Genomic DNA, 5,808 nt, shown 5'->3' on the forward strand with positions numbered 1-5,808 from the left:
AGAAGGAGACAGGAGACAGGAGACAGGAGACAGGAGGAAAATTACATGGGGATTCGCTCCCCCAAGTAATTTTGAACACCGTGTAGACGGTGGGGTATTAAACCCACAAAGAAAATGATAAAAAACCTATAATATAAGATTTTAGCTATTGGACACCTCTTGTAATTTGTAAATATGCCAGCGCACATTGCTATACTGCGTAAGTCCTATAAAAGTTAGCGTGAATATCTACAAGGAAATTTAAGTTTTTTCTAGCTTTTAACCCTTCTTCCTTCTTCCCTTTTCCTTCTTCCTTCTTCCTTACCTGAAGTTGATAATATCGTCTATTAAATTCATATCGATATAAGTTTTACCTTTAGCATCTCCAGCAATGACAGTAAAAGATTTATCTGGTTCTCCTAAATGATTTAAAACTAAAGTTGCACCAGTAAAATCTTGATTTTGCGTATAATCATTAACTGTAACAATTGTTTTTAATCCTACTGTCAAAGCAGCTTTTAAACCATTATCTGAATCTTCAAATACTAGACAATTATCTGGTTGAATATTCATTTTTTCTAACACATAATAATAAATATCTGGCGCCGGTTTTTTTTGTGAAACTATGTCTCCTGCTGCAATTATTTCAAACCATGATAAACTTTCCTTGCCCAAGGTATTTTCTAATAATGCAGTTACATTTTCTAAGGTGCTAGTAGTAGCGATCGCTAACCGTATTTTCTGATTTCGTGCCTCTGCTAATAATCTTTTTACACCCAAGCGCAATGGAATAGTTCCTGTTGCTAATAACCTTTGATAATATTGAGTTTTCATGGCGTGCAGATTATAAATTAATTCCTGGAGTGGAATAGATGATTTAAACTCTGGTTGATACCGACTAATATAAAAGTTGATACGTTCTTTGCCACCCGCTACTTCCAACAATTCTCCGTATAACGAAACTGACCATTCCCAATCTAACCCTGCTGTAGCAAAAGCCTGATTAAAAGCTATTCTATGGCCATCTCGCTCTGTATTTGCCAAAGTCCCGTCAACATCAAATATTAAGGTAAACAGTTCAGTCATTTAATTAAAAGTGTGGTAATAATAAATAATGATTATCATTTTCTTTGTGGGTTTAATACCCCACCGTCAACGGGGGTGTTCAAAATTACTTGGGGTTAGAATCCCCATGTAATTTTCCTCCTGTCTCCTGTCTCCTGTCTCCTGTCTCCTGTCTCCTTCTTCAAACTTTTAAGTTGATTTTATAACCTCAACAGAAGATCCACTTCATTAGACATCTCCGATAATAGAAAATAAAATTAATTATCTCACTCTTATTCATCAATTCTTTCTCCCTGCTCCCTACTCTCTAGTGCAGAATGGCAGAAATAACTAACCAGTTACAAAATCCTAAAAGCCTTACCAATCGATACTTTTGACTTTTGACTTTTGACTTTTGACTTCCGCGTAGCGGCATTAACCTAAGCACTAATTCCAAAAGTGATAAAAGTTACTAGACGTTCTACAAGATCGTCAATTTCCTCACTAGAACTTTTTTCACTCAAGGGTTCTAATGGCTCAATTTGATTGAGAACTCGGATCAACATCGCTATCACAAGATCGAGTTTCCATTCTAATTCCGTTGGAGATTGATTCGGAAGCACTTTCTGCATTATATCTAGAAATCTTTGGTGAGTTCTACTAAATTCTGCTTCCGCTAGTCTCTGAATTGGATAGGGTTCCGTGCGACAACGGCCCATAAATTTGGCATGAATTAGACATTGCTCTGAGCTATCCTGAATTATTTGTAGTGGTGGGGTAATTACAGCTGCTAAAATTTCTGCCACTGAAGGGAGGTCTTCAGAGTCTTCCAGAATTGCCAGTTGTCGTAGTTGTTCTTCAACAATGGGTTGTGCTACTCGTTGAACTGTTGCGATAAATAATTCTTCTTTTGAACCAAAATGATAATGGACTGCAGCCAAATTCACATCTGCCTCTCGAATTATGGCCCTTAGAGAAGTTCCAGCAAAGCCTAGAGAAGCAAAAAGTTTCTCAGCAGCATTAAGAATTTGCTCTTTTGTATCAATAGTTGAATTCTTGCTCATTCAGTCGTGTCTATGATTTGCTCGACATTTTAGTCTAACACCGAGAAGTCCATTTTGACTGTATTAGCTGCTCCTGTAAATATCTATTCTACTTCTACTGCCCCCAAAACCTTAAAAGTCTCCTTTAAAACTCTTGGTGTTGCACCATTAGAGATGTCACCATCTCCCCAGATGTCTGTGTTGGCCTGCTGATTGACCATCTCATATCAAATCTGTTTAATTAGGTATAAAAACATTCTGCATCTTCACCATTACCAAATCTTGATAACTGTTTTTCCTCCTGTACGTCGCCAATCCGACAGATTCGTTTAGCATCGGTATTGTAAGCGTGAAGGTAAGGAAGGAGGAAGAGGGAAGAAGGAAGAGGGAAGAAGGCTTAAAAACTTGAAAAAACGTAAATTTCCTGTAGATATTCACCCTTGGTTTTACACAAACGCACCCCAGCGAACATGATATGAGGGCAAAAGTTCTTTCTCCTTGTAGTGGTGACATTGATGCTTTGAATATAGTTATACCAAATTCACGCAAAGGCAGTTATATCATGTCCGGATAATTAGTGATAAGAAAACTCTCTCCTTCAACTCCAGTTCTTCTTCTTTCTTCCCTCCTGACTCCTGACTCCTGACTCCTGACTCCTCCGTAGTTATTTATTTACACTGTTCAACCGGACATGATATTACATCTTAATTTGTGATTTCTTCTTAAAAGAAAAAATTATAAATTCCATAAATTCTAAAATTTCCACCTTTTTTCCTCTTTAATATTTATGTTTCTCTGTTCCCTGTTCCCAGCTCCGGTGTTCCCTGTTCCCTGTGTCCTCACGCTTTGCAATATTTTATGAAATTGGTATTACAAAAACTGTTTTTGGTTTTTCTGCCTTAAGGATAAATAAAGTTTGCTCATTGTGATGATCTAAAAAAGAGGTATGGCAGATATCCTCCACCACACCTTGTATATTGTAATTGATTTGAAGTTCGGACTATAAATAGCTAATCATGCCCAATTTCAAGCATAATTAGTGGATGCACAATTACAAACCGTTGTTGTTGTAGTCGTCTAGTATCCCGTGGATCTCATTACCAGCAGGAAGCGGCAATGCACCTTCCATACCAACATTTTGATCATAGGGACTGGGCAAACTGGAAATAGGGCTATCAATACCGCCGTTCCAGAAACCGGAGCTTGCTGCAATTGGCGGACTATCGATACCAGTCACCAGGTCTTCGAGAGCACCGTCACCCTTGCCATCACCATCTTCATCTGGTGTTAGGGTCTGAAGCCATTGAATACCATCGGTGATATCGTCCGTTGGTGCTGGGTTGCCTGCAAGGTAGTTCAACCAGGACGCATTGAGCGAACGTCCAAGGGTGTACCGCTTGTCTTGTTGCACCTTGTTTGAGGCTTTGATAATATCCAATGCTTCATCAGTAGTGTAGAAGATCGTGCTTTCATTCTCATCGGTCTTGCCATTGCGGTTGTAGTCACCGATCAGAATGCCTGTTTGATACTCTCCTGTCACGGGGTCGAGGACTTTTCCAGGTTCCTCAGAGTTGGTGTAAGGTGGATAGAAGAGGTCGCCATCGGGGAAGTCTGGTTGACCTACTTGTGAAGGTTCGTTGCCTTCGATGCCGTCCCAGAATTTCTGCCACTTCTTGTTCTGCCAGAATCCGGGTGTGCGGACACCAGGACTTGGAATTACTGGGAGCGGTGTGACCGTCGCGTTATCCTGGTCATCTTCTTCTGGTTCGTTATTATTCGGAGTCGAATCTGGGTCAAACTGGTCAGAAGCAGTGACTTGAGCAATATTCTCAATGGCCTCCGCAGAAGTAACTGTCGCTGTAATAGTTAAAGTTTCCGTATCACCATTTTCGACTGTACCTACATCCCAAATACCAGTGACATTGTCATAACTACCTTCACTAGTAGTATCAGAAACATAGGTCAAACCAGCAGGTAAGAGGTCTTTGACATCCACATTGGTGGCATCATTGGGACCATCGTTAGTCAAGTCAATTCTGAAGGTAATGTTTTCACCCACATTGGGAGTAGTATTATCTACTTCCTTGACCACAGATAGGTCTGCTTGCTCTGGAGAAACCGTCGCGTTATCCTGGTCGTCTTCTTCTGGTTCGTTATTATTCGGAGTCGAATCTGGGTCAAACTGGTCAGAAGCAGTGACTTGAGCAATATTCTCAATGGCCTCCGCAGAAGTAACTGTCGCTGTAATAGTTAAAGTTTCCGTATCACCATTTTCGACTGTACCTACATCCCAAATACCAGTGACATTGTCATAACTACCTTCACTAGTAGTATCAGAAACATAGGTCAAACCAGCAGGTAAGAGGTCTTTGACATCCACATTGGTGGCATCATTGGGACCATCGTTAGTCAAGTCAATTCTGAAGGTAATGTTTTCACCCACATTGGGAGTAGTATTATCTACTTCCTTGACCACAGATAGGTCTGCTTGCTCTGGAGAAACCGTCGCGTTATCCTGGTCGTCTTCTTCTGGTTCGTTATTATTCGGAGTCGAATCTGGGTCAAACTGGTCAGAAGCAGTGACTTGAGCAATATTCTCTATCGCTGCAGCAGAAGTAACTGTTGCTGTGATCTCTAAAGTTTCCGTATCACCATTTTCGACTGTACCTACATCCCAAGTACCGGTTTCCTCGTCATAAGTACCTTCAGTTGTAGTAGCAGAAACATAGGTCAAACCAGCAGGTAAGAGGTCTTTGACATCCACATTGGTGGCATCATTGGGACCATCGTTAGTCAAGTCAATTCTGAAGGTAATGTTTTCACCCACATTGGGAGTAGTATTATCTACTTCCTTGACCACAGATAGGTCTGCTTGCTCTGGAGAAACCGTCGCGTTATCCTGGTCGTCTTCTTCTGGTTCGTTATTATTCGGAGTCGAATCTGGGTCAAACTGGTCAGAAGCAGTGACTTGAGCAATATTCTCTATCGCTGCAGCAGAAGTAACTGTTGCTGTGATCTCTAAAGTTTCCGTATCACCATTTTCGACTGTACCTACATCCCAAGTACCGGTTTCCTCGTCATAAGTACCTTCAGTTGTAGTAGCAGAAACATAGGTCAAACCAGCAGGTAAGAGGTCTTTGACATCCACATTGGTGGCATCATTGGGACCATCGTTAGTCAAGTCAATTCTGAAGGTAATGTTTTCACCCACATTGGGAGTAGTATTATCTACTTCCTTGACCACAGATAGGTCTGCTTGCTGCTGATCAACAAAGTCATTGCCGTCGTCATTTTCTCCTGGTTCTAGGGTGACTCCAATACTGTTGTCTACTGTGGTATCGCTGTCCGCAGTATCACCGTCAGGGGTGCTGTCTTGGTCGCTCACATCCCCAGGGAATTCCGCAGGGTTCGTTTGTACCACCTGGTAATCACCAGGTTCTACATCTGTGAAGGTGTAGCTACCATCTGTACCTGTCGTTGTTGTGGCTACAGGATTGCCCTGGTCATCTACCAAGGTGACAGTCACGTCTGCTAGAGGATTATCTCCTGTACCATCATTATTGGTATCTTCGGTTACTGTACCTGAGATGCTGCCATTGGGAATCTCATCCACAAAGTCGTTGCCAGTATCATTTTCACCAGGGTCAACAGTTACACCTACAATATTGTCTACAGTGGTGTTGTTATCTGCTGCATCCCCATCAGGGGTTGTATCTTGGTCGCTGACATCTTGATAATCAGG

The 5,808-nt window shown here is 41.4% G+C and carries 3 protein-coding genes; all 3 read right to left on the reverse strand.

Annotated features, from left to right (window positions below; genetic code table 11):
- Window positions 1–300: 300 nt before the first annotated feature.
- Window positions 301–1,065, reverse strand: a complete 765-nt coding sequence (locus D5R40_RS29755; protein WP_124145302.1) for an HAD family hydrolase — start codon at window positions 1,063–1,065, stop codon at window positions 301–303.
- Between the two features lie 398 nt (window positions 1,066–1,463).
- A complete protein-coding gene (locus D5R40_RS29760) occupies window positions 1,464–2,087 on the reverse strand; it encodes a TetR/AcrR family transcriptional regulator (protein ID WP_124145301.1) in 624 nt (207 codons plus the stop codon).
- 1,030 nt (window positions 2,088–3,117) lie between these two features.
- On the reverse strand, window positions 3,118–5,808 hold a 2,691-nt coding region (locus D5R40_RS29765; protein WP_124155642.1), incomplete at its 5' end, for an SdrD B-like domain-containing protein.

It is taken from the genome of Okeania hirsuta (assembly GCF_003838195.1).
Taxonomy (GTDB): Bacteria; Cyanobacteriota; Cyanobacteriia; order Cyanobacteriales; family Microcoleaceae; genus Okeania; species Okeania hirsuta.